This window comes from Nonomuraea sp. NPDC049714, from assembly GCF_044465295.1.
Lineage (GTDB): Bacteria > Actinomycetota > Actinomycetes > Streptosporangiales > Streptosporangiaceae > Nonomuraea.
Genome location: NZ_JBITLM010000002.1, coordinates 497,502 through 516,384 on the forward strand (window position 1 = coordinate 497,502; position 18,883 = coordinate 516,384).

Below are 18,883 nucleotides of genomic sequence, written 5' to 3' on the forward strand. Positions count from 1 at the left end.
TCAGGTGTACGGCCTCAGAGGACCTTCTCGATGGCCGAGACGACGATCGGGTCGCCGGGCGTGGTGCCGGGGCGAAAGCGGGCCACCACGGCGCCGTCGCGGTCGACGAGGAACTTCTCGAAGTTCCACTGCACGTCACCGGCCACGCCGTCGGGGTCGGCGGCCTCGACCAGGTGCTCGTAGAGCGGGTGCCGGCCGGGGCCGTTCACCTCGCCCTTCTCCAGCAGCGGGAAGTCGACGCCGTAGGTGGTCGAGCAGAAGGTCTGGATCTCCTCCGGCGTGCCCGGCTCCTGGCCGGCGAACTGGTTGCACGGCATGCCGACCACGGTGAACCCGCGCGGGCCGTACTCCTGCTGGAGTTTGACGAGACCACCGTACTGCGGCGTCATCCCGCAGCGGGAGGCGACGTTCACGACGAGCACGGCGCTGTCGCCGGCGAGCTCGGCAAGGGTGGTGGGGACGTCCGCCAGAGTGCGGACCGGAATCTCTCGAACGCTCATGGTCCGACCTTACGAGGTCCGGCCGGCGCTGTGACAGAGTCCACAAATCTCCCATAAACCCCCAGAACAACCATAAGTAGCGATCTTTACCTGTTATCTACTCTTTCATGGTCAATTCGCGATAAATGCGGCAAGTCGTGCAGTGTGGCGCGGTCCCCGATTCCTTCGAAAGGGAACCCGCATGCCCATGCTCCGCCGTACCCACGTCCTCCTCCTGAGCGCCACGCTCATGACGGCGGGCGGCGCCACGGCCGCACAGGCGCAGAGCTCCCGGACCGGTGCCGCGAGCACGATCACGACGGCCGCCAAGGCCGCCGAGAGAGCCGACCGGAACAAGGCCATCGCCAGGTCCATGGTCGGCAAGCGAGGCTGGGCCGCGTCCCAGTTCAGCTGCCTGGCCAAGCTCTGGGCCCGGGAGAGCGGCTGGAACCACAGAGCGGCCAACGGCTCCTCCGGCGCCTACGGCATCCCTCAGGCGCTCCCCGGCCACAAGATGGCCGCCAAGGGCCGCGACTGGCGCACCAACCCCCGCACGCAGATCGCGTGGGGGCTGAGCTACATCAAGCAGCGCTACGGCTCGCCGTGTCGCGCCTGGGGCCACTTCCAATCCCACCACTGGTACTGATCCAAACCCCAGGCTTGCGCACGTTTCGCGGCAAGGCCGCACCATCGAGGCGCCGGGCCGGTCCATCGGGGCCCAACGAGAGCGCCCTTTGTCGATAACAGTGCGACAAACACCTGTCCTTCGCGTGTCCCGGGTCATCACGCTGAGTGACGACGCGTACTAGAAACCGGCTAGAGGACATGTCGTGGAGCCCTCCGGGCCGTCCGGTTCGCCGGACGGAAACCGATCCCGGAGGGCCGCGCGGGCTCTGACCGTCCGAGCCACGGACGGGAGCGACAGGGCGCCGGGGAAGCGAGAGCGCCCGCCCGCACACGACCCGACCGCGAGGATCGAGTTGAACAGCAAGCGCACACTACGCAGGACATTCGTCACCGTCACCGCGTTCACCGCCATGGGCGGGGTCGGACCGACAACACCGACCGCATGGGCCGAATCCGAGCCCTGGACGCACACGGCCGAATCCGGGCCCCAGGCTCAAACGGCCGAATCCGAGCCCCGGACGCGCACCTGGAACACCCCGGTGGTGCGGACCGGCACCTGGCGGACCACCGCCCGGCCGCGCGTCTTCGCCCACCGGCCGCGGAACAGCAGCAAGGGCTTCGCACTGGATCAGGTGGTGCAGCGGGCGTGGCCGCTGCGCGAGTTCCGGTGCCTGGACGCCCTGTGGACGAGGGAGAGTGGCTGGAACCATCGCGCCTACAACAGTTCGTCAGGCGCCTACGGCATCCCACAGGCGCTTCCAGGAGGCAAGATGCGGGGGGCCGGCCCGGACTGGCGGCACAACCCCGAGACCCAGATCCGATGGGGTCTGGCCTACATCAAGGGGAGGTACGGCAGGCCTTGCGGCGCCTGGGGGCACTTCAAGTCACACAACTGGTACTGAGACGGCCGGCAGGGCATCCGCGGCTCACCGGATGCCCTCCCGCCGCGCCGGATGCACGGCGATCGCCTGGATGAGCAGCTCGACCCCGAAGTCGAACTCGGCCTCGTGATCACAGTCGTGGAGCAGCGACGACAGTGCGCTCACCTCCGGGAACAGCGCCGGATCCACCTCCACGGCGTCGTCCGCCGAGGTCCGCACGGGGGCGAACGTGGGCGTCATCCCGACCTCGCGCAGCAGCGATCCCACGATGAACGCGATGAACAGCCGCAGCACCCGCACGGCGTCGATCCCGTCGAACCCGGCGCCGCGCAGCGTCGCCAGGGCCCGCTCGACGGGCAGCAGCCCGGCGTTGGAGTGCAGTTGCCGGCTGACGACGAGCATGGTGGAGCGCGGGTGACCGTGCGCGATCTGCCGGAACGCCCGAGCCTGCGCCCGCACCCGGTCGGTCCAGTGCGCGTCGGGGTCGTCGGTGAACTCGATCTCGCTCAGCACCGCCTCGGCCACGCCGTTCAGCAGCGCGTCCTTGTTGGGCACATGGTTGTACAGGGACATCACGCCCACGCCCAGCTCCGCCGCGATGCGCCGCATGGAGACCGCGTCGGCGCCCTCGCGCTCGACGAGGTCGATGGCCGCGGCGACGATGCGCGCCCTGGACAGGGGCTCGGAGCTCATAGCTCATTCTATGGACGGGCGAGCGGGCAGGCGGAGGCCTGCCACGTCACCAGCCCGCGATGAGGTCGCGGAGCAGCGGGTGGACGAAGTGGTAGGTCTCCGGGGCGCTCTCGCGGAGCAGCCCCGCGTCGACCATGGCATGCAGCACGCTGGGCACCTGGACGCCGCGGATCCCCGAGCCCCGGAACATGGCCCTGACCTTGGCGTCATCGCTGCTGAAGGTGTCGCGCGACTCGGCTGCGAGCAGGCGGGCGACCTCGCCCAGCGCCGACGCGACGGCGGCCGTGTCCTCCACCGTCGACCTGCCCACCGCCCGCGCGGCGTACCAGGGCAGGAACTCCACGGGGTGCTCCGGCAGGTCGTCGATCCACCCGGTCCGCGTGGTGAGGGTCGAGAGCATCTGGGGTGAGCCCAGCAGCTCGGGCGACAGGCTCAGCAGGCGCCTCGGCACCGCCTGGCGGGAGATCAGGAGCGCCTCCAGGCGGTGGCGGGCGTCCTCCTCGGGCACCCCCAGCAGTTCGAGCAGGTGGAAGCCCAGCCGGGCCGCCGGGAACTCGCGGGCCGGACGGCTGCGATCGGTCATGATGATCCCCGCTCCCGTCGTCCCCGCCCAGCGCACGACCGATTGCACGAGCGTGGTGCGGCCCGCCGCCGCGTCGAGCTCGTCCAGCCCGTCGAGCACCAGGGTCAGCAGGCCGCGGTCGACCATGGCGAACGCGTCGGGCATGGAGATCTGGTACTCGTCCACCAGAGCATGCGTCAGTGACCGCTCGACGGTGACGAAGTCGCCCTCGATCGCGCGGAACGACAGCAGCACCGGGATCTGGCCGCGAGTGTGAGCCGTGAGCATGCGCCGGGCCAGCCGGGCGGCGAGGACCGTCTTCCCCGCCCCCGGCGGCCCGATGATCATGAGTCTGCCGGCGCCACGGGCCAGGATCTCGTCCAGCTCGGCCGGGCGCGCGACCTCGTCCTCCGCGAACCGGATGACCGGCGGCAGCAGCTCGCCCTCATCGCCGCCCACCCTGTCGGCCCGCGCGAGCACGCCCTCGGCGAGGACGTCGCGCGCGGTGCCGAGCGCGCGCCGGCTCGGGCGTCCCAGGCCGGGTGCCGCGTCCGGGACCGCCGCGCTCGCGGACTCGGCGAGCGGCAGGGTCAGGTCGCCCGGCGTCGGCACCGGGGAGGCCTTCACCAGGTCGATGTACGGTCTGACATCCTCCGGCACGCTCTCCCTGATCGCCTCCACGATCTTCAGCGGCAGTGGGCTCCAGGCGGGCAGCTCGTCCTCGCCGGCGGTCTCGATGTCCTCGGCGATGCGCTTCAGCAGCGTGGGATCCTCGGCGAGCCTGGCGTAGAAGGTGCTGTCCCCGTCCCGGATCAGCAGGACGGCCGCGAGCACGGTCACGTCATAGGGATCCAGCCCTCGGGCCCTGGCGACGCGGTCCTGCAGGGTGAGCACGTTGACGAAGCGTTTGATGGCGCGCGGGTTGGACCGCAGCCCGCTCCTCAGCGAGGGGATGGCGTCCTTGAGCCCGTCGTCCAGCAGGTCGTCCAGATACTGGTCGAAGTCCTCGTCGGACAGTCTCGGCATGTCGAACGGCAACTGCACGATCTTGTCCAGGTAGTCGCCGCGCGGATCCTGGTACTTCTCCCGCACGGCCGCGAGCAACGGCTCCTTGTCCACGGCGAGCACGAAGACGCAGTCGGCCCGGTTGAAGTGCAGCTTCAACGCGTCCAGCAGCGCGGTGATCTGGTCGGCGTGGCAGCGGTCCAGGTCGTCGACGAAGACGACGAGGCGGCTCTTGTCCAGGGTCGCCAGGGCGATCCTGATGAGCCTGCCCAGGTGCTCGTCGAGGCGTGTGCGCTCGGAGCGGATCCGGAAGTTCTCGGCGTCGTACTCGACGAAGGATCTGCGTACGTCCGCGACGTTGAGCTTGATCGACGCCGACAGGACCAGGGAGCCGAGGACCTCGGAGATCGTCCTCAGGGTCCGCCTGACGTGCTGCCTCTTCTCCAGGCCGAGTTCGGTGACGATGGTGTGCAGCAGCGACAGGACCGGATTGTCGTCATATTGGTGCCGCCACGGGTCGAACCACACCTGCGCGCACTGCGGATCGCTCGCCACGATATCGCGCACCTGCATGAGCATCGAGGTCTTGCCCGTCCCCCACTCCCCGAGGATGCCGATGACCAGCGGCGGGGTCTCGGTCCGGGCCAGCTCCGCCAGATACTCGGCGTACACCTTCCTGTTGAGTCGGTCCGTGGCCGCGGGCTCGTCGCTGTGCGTGTAGCCCGGCGATTCGCCGGCCGGCCGTGCCGACGGGGGCTCTTCCTCGCCGTGCGCCGGGCGCCGCCACCACAGGACCACCGCGACCGCCACCACCAGCAAGGCGGCGGCGATCAACGCGAGCCGGTAGCGCTCCAGGAACGGCGTCACCGTGACGCTCACCTGCCGCCGGTCGATCCCCGCGGCCGAGATCAGCACGAGCTGCCCGTTCCCCGCACGCGGACGCTTGCCGGGGACCATGACGACCGTGGCCGCGCCTCCAGGCCCCAGGCGGACCCGGCCGCCGCCCTCGAGGGCCAGCGCGTCGGCGATCCCCCCGGTCAGCCGTACCTCCGCGTCGACGGCGGCACCGGGGTTGGCGACCGTGATCTGCCACCGGCTGCCCGTCCTCAGCCGCTCCAGCGGGATGGACAGCCGATCCTGCTCCAGGAACTGCGGCCCGGCCGCGCCCCCGGCCGCAATCCCGGCCGGTAACCAGACGAACGCGATGAGCACTACCATCGCGGCCCACGAGCACCATCGCGCGAACCGTCCACCCGCCATACCTTGATTTCATCTCACAGTGGCACAGACCGCACGCCCTACGATCAACCGGTTATCGACGGATCAGAGCCCTTCGATGGACGGGGGCCCCGGCGAGGCGGCCGGAGCGGACGACGCGATGCCACGCAGCGAGGTGACCACCGCGAGCAGCAGCATGAGCACGAACAGGACGAACAGGGAGATGTACGGCTCGACACCCGTGAACAGCAGGGTAGCCAGCAGCGGTCCGAGCGCGACGGCGCTGTAGGTGCCGAGTCGGGAGGCGCTCACCACCCGCGCGTTCTTCTCCGCGGGCACCCGGCTGAGCACGGTCCGCACGGTGACGTTGCTCAGTCCTCCGGCCAGCCCGATGACGAGCAGGGCCGCGGCGAAGGCCGGCGACGTCTGGCCGAACACGAGGGTGAGCCCGAGCGCCGCGGCGCACGCGCAGACGTGCGCCAGCATCATGGATCGGTGGCGCCGCGACAGCCCCATCCGCCGGGTCAGCCGGGTGGCCCACTCCCGGCGGGAGGTCTTCCGCTCGATCCTCAGCAGGATCTGCTCGCGGATCGGTGAGATGAACGCGCCGATGACGCCGCCGACGCCCGCGGCGGCCAGGACCATGCCCACGAGCACCGGGTGCAGCGCCTCGGCCGTCGCCACCGAAAGGAACACCACGATCAGGCACTGCACCATCAGGTTGGTGAGCGCGGTGATGATCGTCGCCCAGCGCAGGAACCGGTGATGCCACAACTCGCTGAGGCCGGACCTGATCTGGCTGAGCAACTTCTCCCGTGGCGCCGCCTCCGCGCTCCACTCCGCGGGCAGCCGGCGGAGCACCAGGGCCGCGAACAGGAACGTTCCCGCGTTGACGGCGAACGGAACGATCGACCCGATGCCGTACAGCAGACCACCGAGCGGACGTCCGGCGAGCACGACCCCGTGCAGGGTCGTCTCGTGCATGGACAGCGCGAGACCGACGTCGTCCGGGTCGACGGTCCTCGGGATCAACGCGGTCTCGGCGACCGAGGTGAGCACGGAAAACACGCCTTCGGCCAGCGCCAGGGCCATCAGGTGGCTGATCTGCAACGAGCCGGAGAACATGACCGCGCAGAGCCCGGCGACCAGCAGGGCGCGTCCCGTCTCGCTCCACACGAGCACCCTGCGCGGCCCGAGCCGATCGATGAGCGCCCCGGCCGGGATGTAGCAGAGCAGGCCGGGGACCGTCGAGGCGAACATCACCCAGCCGATCCAGGCCGATGAGTCGGTGATGGTGAAGGCCAGCAGCGGATACGTCACGCCGAGCGTACGCGTGCTGAGCATAGAAAAGGTCGACCCCATCCAAGCCCACCGAAAGGGCCGATGAATGACCAAAAGAGCATGGAACTGCTTAATCTGGCGCACGCCTGCCACCACAGCTTCCGAGATTCGGACCTTGGCGGCTTTCATTTCGGTTCGGCGCACGGATGAAGGCCCGAGCACTGTCGCAGACTAGAGCATCGCGGAGCGAGGAAACGCCGCGCGGAAGTAAACGGGCCATCTGTGCCACCCAAACAGAGCGCAGATCCGGATGTCGGGCCGCGTCAGCTGCGGATGAGCCGGTCCGCTTCGGCGGCGAGGTGCGGCGGAAGGGGCCGCCGGCCCGCGCTCTGCCGCGCGCGGCGAGCCAGCCGCACGGCCTCCGTCAGGTTGCCCGCGACCTCCATCACGCGGGCGGCGCGCAGCAGTGTGGGGCCGTCACTCTCCCGGTCCAGCGGCGGAATGACGCGCACCGCCTGGGAGACGTCGCCGCTCAACGCCAGGGCGAACGCGTAGGCGGCCTTGGTGGCGGGCCGTTCGTGCGGCCGTACCCGATCCAGGTCGAGCAGCGCGGGCCGCGGCCGTCGGAGGTCGGAGAGGATCTCGCCCCGCGCCCGCAGGGCTTGCAGGGAATCCCCCTTACGCGCCAGGGCGCTGTCGAGAACGTCGACGGCTCCGCTGTCCATGCCGCGATACCACAGGGCCCACGCCAATTCCGTCTGAATGACCGGTTTATCCGGACTACGCCTTACTGCGCCATTCAGTTCGCCGATCGCGGCGTCGAACCGCCCCTGGCTGATGAGAATGCGGCCGATGGCGGTGAGAAGGGTGGCGACGGTCCGCCCCGCGCCGTTGAACGTGTCGAACAGCTGAGCAGATCTGCGGTAATGGACCAGCGCCTCGTCCAGGTCGTCTCTGAGATACGCCATATCGCCGAGGAAGGACTCGATGCGGGCGCGTAACCTCGCGTCGTCGGCGGAGTGTCGCATGGCCTCGTCCACGTTCCTGGCGGCGAGCTCGACCAGGCCATGATGTAACGCCCGCCGGGCCGCGCACAGTTGGTCGGCCGCCGGGGGCTGCTCCTCCTCCCTCTTCCTGAACTTGCCTCGCAGGAAGGGCCGCACCAGCCTGCCGGGCATCGCGGGACGGCGCTCCGGGCCGAGCCGGAGGACATGGCGCTCGGCCAGCGCTCGCACCACGGGCGCCGTCAGCCCGCCCGCCGGTCCGTCCTCGGCGACGAGCTGCCGTAACAGCGCGACGAGCTTGTCCACGTCACCGTGCAGATGGTCGTGGGCCACCTCCACGATCTGGGCGTGGCAGAAGTCGGCGAGCACCTGGTCGGTGTCCACCAGGTCGGCGGTGGTGATCGGCGACGCCTGCCCCCGCACCCGCGCCCAGAGGGCGGTGCACACCGCCTGGAGGTGGACCGGCTCCACCGCCGGTGGCGAGGAGCCGCTCCCGAGGTCGTCGACCAGTGCCTCCGCCGCGCCGGGGGCGAACTCCCGCCCGTATCCGTCGAGCGGTCCGCGGCACGCCTGCAGGGCCGAAGGCACGTCCAGCGGCCCCAGAGCGTAGAGGGTGTCCTCCGTGACGTGCTCGCGCAGCCGGACATGATCCAGGAGCGCCGCGAGATGCTCGTCGGAGACCACCAGGAGCAGGCGGAACGGGAGATCGCCGTCGAGGGCGTCGGCCAGTTGGTCGAGCAGGTGCCCGTCCTCCGCCGGCCCAGGGACGAGCCCTTCCTCGACCTGGTCGATCGCGGCCATGACAGGCCGGCCGTCAGGGCTCCGGCGGTAGCGCCTGAGGTAGGCCGAGATCGTGAGGCCGGAGAATTCCGTCGGGATCTCATGCGGTGACCACGACGCCAGCAGGGCGAAGACGCGCGCGTCGCCGTCGCGAGGGATCAGCCCGGCGGGCACGGACTGCGGCCGCAGAGCGCTGCCCACCGGCAGCACCGGCGAGCCGTCCAGGCGCGGCAGCGCCCCCGCCGCCAGCAGCGAGGACTTTCCGGCGCCCGGCGGGCCGTGCAGGATGGTCAGCCGGTTGACGCGCCAGCGCCGGACCAACTCGGCGGCCTCCCGCTCCCGCCCGAAGAATGCCGCTCGATCGTCCCGGTGAAATGGGCGCAGGCCCACGTATGGCTTCGGGTCGCCGCCGCTGGAAGTCATCGCCACATCCCGCTACCCAGGAATAATCATCGAGAACTCACTCATCGGCCCAGCGTCAGATGAGGACCTTGCATTCACCCTGCAGAATCATCGGCGCCCCTCAACCGTACTCGCTCAATGCCGATCGCGCATCCGGCCGATGCCGGGAGCGTGCGAATGGGACGCCGGTCGCCCATCCCACTCCCACGCCTCCAGCAGGGCGGCGGGCGAGGTCAGAGAGCCGACTGGAAGCCCGCGACCGTGCCACCTCCCTCTTCCGCGCACCTCTGCAACGCCCTGGTGAGTGCGGGGATCTGGAGCCGCTTCAGGCTCTCCAGATCAATTTCGCTGACATCGATGAGCCCGGTCGCGTTCTCGTCTCCCATGCGCTCTCCCTATAACCTGTTTACGGTCATCCATAACGCGGCTCTATTTATCTGTGCATGGTCACGCGCCTTCTCTTATGTCATTTTCTATCTACACTTCGCCAGAATCAATCGTAGGATCGAATTCAGGTGGGCTGGAGGTGGAGGCGACGTGGAGGAGCAGGTCGGCACACAGGCATCGGCACGGATGCCCGCGATCTGGGGGAAGGTCCCGGGCCGCAACAAGCATTTCACCGGACGCGAGGAGCTGCTGTCGCAGTTACGCGACAGCATGCTGACCACCGCCACGGCCGCCGTCGTGCCCCTCCCCCAGGCGCTGCAGGGACTCGGCGGTGTGGGCAAGACCCAGCTCGCGATCGAGTACGCCTGGCAGTACCGCGGCTTCTACGACCTCGTCTGGTGGGTGCCCTCCGACCAGCCGATGCTCGTCCCGAGCACCCTCGCGGCGCTCACCGACGAGCTCAAGCTCCGCCCGGCGGGCAGCATCGGCATCGAGGAGGCGGCCGCCTCGGTCCGGGAGGCGTTGCAGCGGGGAGACCCGTACGACAAATGGCTTTTGATCTTCGACAACGCGGACGAGCCGGAGCAGATCAGGGACTTCCTTCCGGAGGGCGGCCCCGGCCACATCCTGATCACCTCCAGGAACAGCCGCTGGAGCGGTGTGGCGGAGACCGTGCCGGTCGACGTCTTCTCCACCACGGAGAGCGTGGCCTTCCTGCGCAAGCGACTGCAGCGCAACGTCGACGAGAAGGAGGCCGAGCACCTCGCGCACGAGCTGGGGGACCTGCCCCTGGCGCTCGAGCAGGCGGCGGCCCTTCAGGTCATGACCGGCATGTCGACCGAGGACTACGTCGAGCAGCTGTCCAAGCAGACACGGGCGCTGCTGGGCATGGGCAAGTCGACGGAATACCCCCACTCCATGACCGCGGCCTGGCAGCTCTCGGTGCTCGAGATCGAGAACCGCCTGCCCCAGGCCGCCGAGGTGCTGCGCTGTCTCGCCTTCTTCGGGCCGGACCCCATCCCCCGCGACGTCTTCCGCCGGGGCAACAAGAGCGAGGCCCAGCGCATGGGACCGCTGCTGGCCGACCCCCTCATGCTCACCCAGGCGATCGCCGAGCTCAGCCGGTTCGCCCTGGTGAAGGTGGAGCAGGACGCCGGAACCGTCCAGGTGCACCGGCTGGTCCAGGCGCTGCTGCGCGACTCGCTCAGCGACCAGGCGCGCAAGGACATCAGGCACGAGGTGCACCAGCTCCTGTCGAGCGCCGCGCCCACCGACCCCGAGGACACCGGCCAATGGCAGGACTTCGAGGCGCTGGTCCCCCATGTGCGCCCGTCGGGCCTGGTGGAGTGCCGTGACGAGGAGGTGCAGGAGTTCGGCATCAACATCGTCCGCTACCTGTATCGCGTGGCCAGCTACACCTCGGCCAGAGCCTTCGCCCTGGAGTTCCTCGACAACTGGACGTCGACCTCCGGCCCGGACAGCCACAACGTCCTGCAGATGCGCAGGCACCTGGGCAACGTGCTCTGGCAGATGGGCGGATACAAGGAGTCGTACGAGCTCAACGAGGCGACGCTGGACCTCATGCAGGCCAAGTTCGGCCCGGACCACCAGGAGACCCTGCGCGTCGCCCTCACCTACGCGGCCAACCTGCGGTCGCAGGGCAGGTTCCGCGAGGCCTTCAACCAGGACACCAGCTCCCTGGCGGCCCATGAGCGCGTGTTCGGGCACACCGACCCCGCGACCATGCGCGTGATCAACAACCTCGCGCTGGACCATGCCCTGCTCAGTGAGTACGACTCCGCGCGGGAGCTGCAGAAACTCGCCTACCTGGAGCAGAGCGGCGCGAAGGCGGGGGTCAGCAAGTGGGACGTGCAGATGTCCTGGAACGGGCTGGCCAGGATCGTGAGACTGTGCGGTCATCACGCGCAGGCCTGCGACTTCGGCGAAGAGGCCTACGCCTACGGCTGCCGGGAGTTGCAGGTGGAGCATCCCCTCACCCTGATGACGGCCAAGGACCTGTCCATCGCCCGACGCCGGACGGGCGACATCGACGGCGCTCTGCAGCTGATCGAGGAGACCTACGCCCGGCTGTCCAAGCTCTTCGGCCCGCACTATCCGGAGACGATGGCCGCGATGGTCGCGCTGAGCAACACCCTGCGGCAGGTCGGGCGCCTGGACGAGGCGATGTCGCTGGCCACCAACGCGCTGCCGCGTTACCAGGAGGTCTTCGGCGACCGTCACCCGTTCGTCCACGGCTGCCTGATCAACCAGGCGCTGCTCTACCGCCTGCGAGGCGACGTCCAGCGGGCCAGGGAGCTGGATCAGCAGGCGTACGACGGCCTGGTCGCCACGGTCGGCCGCGACCATGAGTACACCTTCGACAGTGCCATCAACCTCGCGAGCGACCTGGCCGCGCTCGGCGACACGGCCGCCGCGCGCCGGATGAGCGAGGAGACCCTGGTCCATGTGCGGCAGTTCTTCGGCGAGACGCACCCGCTGTCCCTGTCGGCGGCCGTCAACCTCTCCCTCGACCTGGGCGCGTGCGGCCTCACCGAGGCCGCGGACACGCTGTACGAGACCACCATGCTGCAGTACGCCAAGCAGCTCCCGGCGGATCATCCGGAGCGGATCCACGCCGCCGCGAGAAACCGCTTCGACTGGGACTTCGATCCGGTGACGCTATGACGTCCCGCCGTTGCGGGTGACCCAGGCCGCCCGGTGCGCGGCCTCCTCCTGCCCGGCGGCGTCCCTGGCGGCCCGCGGCACCGGCTCCGCCAGCCAGGCCGACAGGGTGCGCCGCATGGCGGTGACGAACCGCCTGCCCGGCGGCGTGAGCCGGCCGCTGTCCAGCAACGTCCCGGTGACGCCGAACGCGCACTCCCGCCAGCGGGCGAACTCGATGTGCGGGCGGAGGTCGGTCTCGAACGCACGCTGACGCCGCCAGAATCCGGACACCCCCAGGTACGCGTACGCGCCCTGGATCAGGCCCGACAGCGGTCGCGGATCGTCGCGCCAGGGCGCGTAGTGCCGGCTCTCGTCCGGCTCCAGGAGCTCCACGACGTCGAGGACGGCGCCGAGCTTGGCGTGCTGGACCTCGTGCGCGAACGTGGAGGCCAGCCACCGGCCGTCGGGCGGCGTGGACATGGCGATCGCGCCGAACCTGCCGCTCGCCGAAGCGCTGTTCATGCCCTGGGGCGGGCCCTGGATCGGCGTCAGCACGGAGATGATCGCGCCGGTCTCCCGGGCGATCGTCCAGTGCCGGTCCGTCAGCATCCGCCAGGCCGGCTCCAGGCCCGCCTGCCAGTCGCGCAGCTCGGTCTCGGGCAGGCGCCCCTCGATCGCGGTCTCACTGGTCCACCGGTAGGGGTCCAGGTCGTCCACCAGAGGGGCGAACGCGCCGTCCCCGGAACGCACCCGGCGCAGCGGCTGCCAGCCGGGCTGCTCGCCGTCCGGCACGCGGATGCGCCTCCCCCCGGCCTCCACCGTCCCATCGGCGTGCACGCGCAGGTCCACCAGCTCCGGGCCGGTCGCCCGGTCGGCGAGCACGATCCGGCCCAGGGACGGAAGCATGACCGTGCCTCCGGTCACCGGCGCCTCGGTCCAGCAGGCGACGCCCGCCCTGACGGCCGCGGCGGCCGCGATGGCGCCCAGCTGCGCCGGAGCCTGCGGATCGGCCTCGCCGCCGCCCAGTGCTTGCAGCGTGTGTCCCGCCCAGCCGCCCACCGCCGGATGCCCCAGCACGTCACGCACCACCTCGGGCCGGGCCTTCTCGATGCCCGCGAGCACGTCGTACGCGTGGTCGACCGCCTTGGCGTGGGGCAGGCCGTCATCGCTCGCCAGCCGCGCCACCCCGAGCACGAGCAGCCGGTACTTGCTGCGTTCGGCCGCCACGAGGTGGCGCGCGGCCTCGGCCCCGCCGCCTCCGGCCGCCAACCGCGCGAGCACGTCATCTGGTAACCGGTGCGGCCGTGGGTCCATGGAGTTCCTTTCAGCGCGACGACCGCCGGAGGTCGGCGACGAGACGGGAGCGGATGTGGTCGATCAGCTTGTACAGGTCGTGGCAGTAGACCGACGGATTGCGGAAGCCGGTGCCCGGCCGGTAGCGGTGCGGATAGAGCCCGGCGCCGCAGACCCGGGCGAAGCGGCAGGAGGTGCAGGTGTCGCTCAGCGCCTGCCAGCCGAGCTGCCTGGCCACCATGCCGGGATCGCGCAGCGCCGCGTCGAAGGGGTGGTCGACGATGTTCAGGCCGGTGGCGGCGGCGCCGTGGCGGACCACCTTCAGCGAGTCGGTCTGCTCGATCGTGCCGTCGGTCTCGATCACGACCAGGCTGGACGGGGTCAGGCCGACCGCCTCGCTGGCCGACGCGCCGCCGAGCAGCAGGTTGATGATCTCCTGGAAGAGCCGGACCTCCGGCTCCTCGGCGGAGCCGTACCAGCGGTCGAAAACGGTGATGAGCCAATCGCCGTACGGGGTCCGCCCGGGGTCGGCCGTGCGGCCCGGCGGCGGCGATTCCCAGGTGCCGTGCGGGAGGAGGAAATCAATCATCGGCGGCTCGAATTGCGCGAGGGACTCATAAGTCTCAAGCGGGTCATTGACCAGATCTATCGTGCACAACAGGCCGCTGTACAAATGCCGATAGTCCGGGCTCATCAGCCGGGCGAGGGCGTCGGCGACCGGGGCGAAACTGCTCCGGCCGTCCGCGAACCGCCGGTTACGGTCGTTACCGCGAGCGCTGCCGTCCAGGCTGACGCCCACCTTGACGTCGAGATCGGCGAAGGCCCGCAGCGCCCGTTCGTCGAGCAGCACCCCGTTGGTCTGGACGGCCGCGTCCACCCGCACGTCGGGAGCGGCTTCGGCACGGATGGCCGCCACGGTCTCACGGAGGAAGGCGGGCCCGGCCAGCAGCGGCTCCCCGCCGTGCAGGATCAGTCGGACGGCGGCGATCCCATGGGCCACGGCGTGCTCGGCGATGCGCTTGGCCGCGGCCGAGACGATCTCGGGCGCCATGACCATGGGCTGTGACCGCCAGCTCTGATCGGCCAGCGTGTAGACGTAGCAGTAGTCACAGGCCAGATTGCACCGGCTGTGCACCTTGAGAAGGAACTGGTGGAAGGGGTGGGGACGCCAGTTGTTCGCGTACATTTCGGCCACGTCGAGAGTGGCGGGCCACTCTCGCTCTGGGTCTCCCGCCTGGAATGTCAATCTGGAACACCCCGCACCCACCCGGAAATCACGAGTGATTCATGATATTAGCCGAGACGTGTCGAAATGAGGAGGACTTGTCCGGGCATACATAAATACCAGCACATAATTGCTATTACTTGCTGTAAAGGCGGGAGTCTTGCGTTCAGGACCCGGCGTGGAAGCGGCGGTGCAGCTCACGCACCTCCTCCGCCAGCTCCGGCGCGGGTCCTTCGACCACCGCGTCCGGCACCACCTCCCGGACGGCCAGCGTCCGGACGGGAGGCGGCTCGACGCCCATGTCCGCCAGCCACTCCCCCAGTTGCCGCGACGACGCGGCGTACACGATCCGTCCCAGCCCGACCCAGCCGTGCGCGGCCGCGCACATGGGGCAGTGCTCGCCGGAGGTGTAGACGGTGGCCGCGGCGCGCTCGTCCACCGTCAGGTGGGCCGCCGCCCAGCGCGCCAGCTCGAACTCCGGGTGCCTGGTCCGGTCCCCGGTGGCGACGACGTGGTTGTGGTCCTCGGCCAGCACCTCGCCGTCGCCGGAGACCAGGACGGAGCCGAACGGCTCGTCGCCCGATTCGAGGGCTCGTGCTGCCAATTGGACACATTTGCGCAGGTGGCGCAGGTCTGACTCGTTCATAGGGACACCCTGCCACGCGAACGTCAGGGGTCGGTTCCCGTCCCGCCACGACATGCTCACCGGCGGTCGTGGTTCCGTAATTCGGTTGATCGGCCGTATTAGCCTTACAAGGATGCCTCCTGATACGCGCTCACTTCGTCGTCCCCTGCTCAGAACCAACTCATTGTGGCGGCTGCGGTCCTATCTCCGCCCGTACGTGGTCAGGCTGACGCTCATCTGGCTGGCCGCGATGATCGGCATCGGCGCCAGCATCGCGCTGCCCCTGGTGGGCGAGCAGGTCGTCGACGGCCCCGTGCGCGACGGGGACGGCGGCGCGCTGCTCCTGCTCGGCTCGATCGCCCTCGGGCTGGGCGTACTCGAAGCGCTGCTGATCTTCCTGCGCCGCTGGGCGCAGATCAAGCCCGTGCTCGGGCTGGAGACGGCGATCCGCGACGATGTCTACGCCCACCTGCAGCGGCTGCCGATGAGCTTCCACGGCGACTGGCAGTCCGGGCAGATGCTGTCGCGGATCACCACCGACCTGTCGACCATCCGCCGGTTCACCGGCTTCGGCATGCTCTTCCTGGTCATGAACGTCCTGCAGCTCATCGTGGTCACCGCGCTGCTGCTGACCAAGCACTGGCCGCTCGGGCTGCTCGTGGCGGCCTCGGCGGTGCCGATCGTGATGCTGTCCATGCGGTTCGAGAAGCGCTACATCAAGATCTCCCGTCAGGTGCAGGACGAGCAGGGCGACCTCGGCACCTTCGTCGAGGAGTCGGCGATCGGCATCCGGACCATCAAGGCGTTCGGCCGCCGTCACCATGTGTACGAGAGCTTCGACGAGGCCGCGGTCAAGGTCTACGACACCTCCATGGACAAGGTGCGGCTGTCCGCCCGCTTCTTCACCTTCCTGGAGGTGATCCCCAACTTCACCCTCGCGCTGGTGCTGCTGGTGGGGGCGCTGGCGGTCGGGCAGGGGCAGCTCACGCTGGGCGCGCTGTTCGCGTTCACCACTCTGGTGCTCCAGCTCGTCTGGCCGATCGCCAGCCTCGGCTACATCCTGGCGATGGCGCAGGAGGCGATGACCTCCGCCGACCGGGTGATGGAGGTCATGGACATGGTGCCGTCCATCACCGGCGGCACCGGCCGGATCGAGCAGCCGCGCGGCCATCTGCGCTTCGAGGGGGTCGGGTTCCGCTTCCCCGACGCCGACCGGCCGGTGCTGCACGACGTCTGGCTGGAGGTCCGGCCGGGCGAGACGGTCGCCGTGGTGGGCGCCACCGGCTCCGGCAAGACGACGCTGACCGCCCTGGTCCCCCGGCTGATCGACCCCACGGCCGGCCGGGTCACGATCGACGGGCACGACGTGCGCGACCTCGCGCTGCCGGAGCTGCGCTCGGTGGTGGCCACGGCGTTCGAGGAGCCGACGCTGTTCTCCATGAGCGTGCGCGAGAACCTCACGCTCGGCCGCCAGGACACCACCGAGGAGGAGCTGGCCGGCGCGATCCGCACCGCCCAGGCCATGTTCGTGTACGACCTGCCCTGGGGGCTCGACACCCGGATCGGCGAGCAGGGCCTGTCGCTGTCCGGCGGTCAGCGGCAGCGGCTGGCGCTGGCGCGGGCCGTCCTGAGCAAGCCGAAGATCCTGGTGCTCGACGACACGCTGTCGGCGCTCGACGTGGAGACCGAGGCGCTGGTGGAGAAGGCGCTGCGCGAGGTGCTGCGGGAGGCGACCGGCATCGTGGTCGCGCACCGCGCCTCCACGGTGCTGCTTGCCGACAAGGTGGCGCTGCTGGCCGACGGCGCGATCACGCATGTGGGCCGGCACCAGGACCTGCTGAACGAGGTGCCCGCCTACCGCGCACTGCTGGCGCAGGACGCCGACCTGGATCCCACGGAAGGAGCCCTGCGTTGACCACCCCGACGACGACCCCCACCCCATCGACCGGCTCGTGGCGCGGGGTGGCCTCCGAGGACCAGGACGAGCTGTCGGACAAGGTCAGCGGGCTGCTGCGGGTGCGCTCCCGCAGGCTGCTCGGCGACCTGCTCACCCCGCACCGCAAGGCCATCGCCCTGCTCACCGCGATCATCATCGTCTCCAACGGGGCCGGGCTGGCCATCCCCTACCTGGTGAAGGTGGGGATCGACGCCGGCATCCCGCCGATGCTGCGCGGCACCGGGCCCGGCACGTTGCTGACCGTGGTGGGCGTCATCCTCGCGGCGGCGGTCACCCAGGCGCTCACCCGGCAGGCGTTCCTCACGATGTCGGGCCGGATCGGCCAGGACATCCTGCTGGAGCTGCGCAGGCGGGTGTTCGACCACTTCCAGCGGCTGTCGCTGAGCTTCCACGAGAAGTACACCTCCGGGCGCGTCATCTCCCGGCTCACCTCCGACATCGAGGCCATCGCCGAGCTGCTGCACTCCGGCTTCGACGGCCTGGTCACCGCGGTGCTGACGATGTTCGGCACGGCCGCGCTGCTGCTGGTGCTGGACTTCCATCTCGGGCTGGTGGCGCTGATCCCGCTGCCGCTGCTGCTGCTGTTCACCCGCTGGTTCAGGCGGCAGTCGGCGATCGTCTACCGGCGCACCAGGGAGACGGTGGCGCTGGTCATCGTGCACTTCGTGGAGTCGATGACCGGCATCCGCGCGGTGCAGGCCTTCCGCCGGGAGCCGCGCAACCAGGAGATCTTCCGGGAGGTCAACGACGACTACCGGGAGGCCAACGTCCGGGCCATGAAGCTCATCGCGGTCTTCATGCCGGGCATCAAGCTGATCGGCAACGTCACGATCGCCGGCGTCCTGTTCTACGGCGGCTGGCTGGCCTTCCATGGCGAGGTCACGGTCGGCGTCCTGACCGCCTTCCTGCTCTACCTGCGCGGTTTCTACGAGCCCATGCAGGAGATCAGCCAGTTCTACAACACGCTGCAGTCCGCCAGCGCGGCACTGGAGAAGCTGTCGGGCGTGCTGGAGGAGGAGCCGGGTGTGCCGGAGCCGCGCGAGCCCACCCCGCTGCCGGAGCCGCGCGGCAAGGTGCGGTTCGAGGCGGTCAGGTTCGCCTACGTCGAGGAGATGCCGATCCTGCCGGGCCTGGACCTGACGATCCCGGCCGGGCAGAGCGTGGCGCTGGTCGGCTCCACGGGGGCGGGCAAGACGACGCTGGCCAAGCTCATCTCCCGCTTCTACGACCCGACGGCGGGGCGGGTGCTGCTGGACGACGTCGACCTGCGCACCCTGGACGAGCCGACGCTGCGCAGGGCCGTGGTCATGGTGACGCAGGAGAACTTCCTGTTCAGCGGCACGGTCCTGGACAACATCAAGTTCGGCAGGCCGGACGCCACCGACCGGGAGGTGCGGGAGGCGGCCAGGGCGATCGGCGCGCACGAGTTCATCTCGGCGCTGCCCGACGGCTACCGGACGGAGGTGGGCAAGCGCGGCGGCCGCATGTCGGCGGGGCAGCGCCAGCTCGTCGCGTTCGCCAGGGCGTTCCTGGCCGACCCGGCGGTGCTGATCCTGGACGAGGCCACCTCCAGCCTCGACGTGCCGAGCGAACGGCTGGTCCAGCGGGCGCTGCGCACGATCCTGTCGGACCGCACCGCGCTGATCATCGCGCACCGGCTGTCGACCGTGGAGATCGCCGACCGGGTGCTGGTCATGGAGCGGGGCGAGATCGTCGAGGACGGGCCGCCCAGCGACCTGATCACCGCCTCGGGCCGCTTCGCCGACCTGCACCAGGCCTGGCAGGACAGCCTCAGCTGAG

14 protein-coding genes are annotated in these 18,883 nt (G+C 69.9%); 5 read left to right on the forward strand and 9 right to left on the reverse strand.

The features are described 5' to 3' along the window. Nucleotides 1–14: 14 nt before the first annotated feature. On the reverse strand, nt 15–500 hold the full coding sequence (locus ACIBQX_RS09200) for a glutathione peroxidase (RefSeq protein ID WP_397002346.1): 486 nt from the start codon (nt 498–500) through the stop codon (nt 15–17). A gap of 181 nt (nt 501–681) precedes the next feature. On the opposite strand from ACIBQX_RS09200, the gene ACIBQX_RS09205 reads away from it, so the two are divergent. Beyond that, a complete protein-coding gene (locus tag ACIBQX_RS09205) occupies nt 682–1,125 on the forward strand; it encodes a transglycosylase SLT domain-containing protein (protein WP_397002348.1) in 444 nt (147 codons plus the stop codon). Nucleotides 1,126–1,459: 334 nt separating this feature from the next. After that, the gene (locus ACIBQX_RS09210) at nt 1,460–2,008 is read left to right on the forward strand and encodes a transglycosylase SLT domain-containing protein (RefSeq protein ID WP_397002350.1); all 549 of its coding nucleotides are present in this window, start codon (nt 1,460–1,462) and stop codon (nt 2,006–2,008) included. 24 nt (nt 2,009–2,032) lie between these two features. Here the strand turns inward: ACIBQX_RS09210 and ACIBQX_RS09215 are convergent, their stop codons facing one another. From ACIBQX_RS09215 to fxsA, 5 genes are all read right to left on the reverse strand, one after another. Next, the gene (locus ACIBQX_RS09215) at nt 2,033–2,680 is read right to left on the reverse strand and encodes a TetR/AcrR family transcriptional regulator (protein ID WP_397002352.1); all 648 of its coding nucleotides are present in this window, start codon (nt 2,678–2,680) and stop codon (nt 2,033–2,035) included. A gap of 46 nt (nt 2,681–2,726) precedes the next feature. After that, complete coding sequence (locus ACIBQX_RS09220; RefSeq protein WP_397002354.1) at nt 2,727–5,465, reverse strand: P-loop NTPase fold protein; 2,739 nt, start codon at nt 5,463–5,465, stop codon at nt 2,727–2,729. A gap of 105 nt (nt 5,466–5,570) precedes the next feature. Continuing rightward, nucleotides 5,571–6,935 (reverse strand): MFS transporter, encoded by a 1,365-nt coding sequence (locus tag ACIBQX_RS09225; protein WP_397003833.1) that lies wholly within the window; start codon nt 6,933–6,935, stop codon nt 5,571–5,573. Between the two features lie 134 nt (nt 6,936–7,069). Continuing rightward, nucleotides 7,070–8,953, reverse strand: coding sequence for a tetratricopeptide repeat protein (locus ACIBQX_RS09230; RefSeq protein WP_397002356.1), 1,884 nt, complete (start codon nt 8,951–8,953; stop codon nt 7,070–7,072). Nucleotides 8,954–9,165: 212 nt separating this feature from the next. After that, complete coding sequence (fxsA, locus tag ACIBQX_RS09235) at nt 9,166–9,318, reverse strand: FxSxx-COOH cyclophane-containing RiPP peptide (RefSeq protein ID WP_397002358.1); 153 nt, start codon at nt 9,316–9,318, stop codon at nt 9,166–9,168. Nucleotides 9,319–9,469: 151 nt separating this feature from the next. Here fxsA and fxsT point away from each other — a divergent pair, with 151 nt between their 5' ends. Continuing rightward, on the forward strand, nt 9,470–12,004 hold the full coding sequence (gene fxsT / locus ACIBQX_RS09240; protein ID WP_397002360.1) for an FxSxx-COOH system tetratricopeptide repeat protein: 2,535 nt from the start codon (nt 9,470–9,472) through the stop codon (nt 12,002–12,004). On the opposite strand, the gene ACIBQX_RS09245 is transcribed toward fxsT, so the two are convergent. From ACIBQX_RS09245 to ACIBQX_RS09255, 3 genes are all read right to left on the reverse strand, one after another. Beyond that, on the reverse strand, nt 11,999–13,297 hold the full coding sequence (locus tag ACIBQX_RS09245) for an HEXXH motif domain-containing protein (RefSeq protein WP_397002362.1): 1,299 nt from the start codon (nt 13,295–13,297) through the stop codon (nt 11,999–12,001). The genes fxsT and ACIBQX_RS09245 overlap by 6 nt on opposite strands. A 10-nt stretch (nt 13,298–13,307) precedes the next feature. Further along, nucleotides 13,308–14,462, reverse strand: coding sequence for an FxsB family cyclophane-forming radical SAM/SPASM peptide maturase (locus ACIBQX_RS09250; RefSeq protein WP_397003835.1), 1,155 nt, complete (start codon nt 14,460–14,462; stop codon nt 13,308–13,310). Nucleotides 14,463–14,667: 205 nt separating this feature from the next. Next, entirely contained in the window at nt 14,668–15,147 is a 480-nt protein-coding gene (locus ACIBQX_RS09255) for a nucleoside deaminase (protein WP_397002364.1), read from the reverse strand. Nucleotides 15,148–15,259: 112 nt separating this feature from the next. On the opposite strand from ACIBQX_RS09255, the gene ACIBQX_RS09260 reads away from it, so the two are divergent. Next, the gene (locus tag ACIBQX_RS09260) at nt 15,260–17,041 is read left to right on the forward strand and encodes an ABC transporter ATP-binding protein (RefSeq protein ID WP_397002366.1); all 1,782 of its coding nucleotides are present in this window, start codon (nt 15,260–15,262) and stop codon (nt 17,039–17,041) included. Beyond that, complete coding sequence (locus ACIBQX_RS09265) at nt 17,038–18,882, forward strand: ABC transporter ATP-binding protein (protein WP_397002368.1); 1,845 nt, start codon at nt 17,038–17,040, stop codon at nt 18,880–18,882. Before ACIBQX_RS09260 ends, ACIBQX_RS09265 begins: the two co-directional genes overlap by 4 nt. Nucleotide 18,883: the final 1 nt, after the last annotated feature.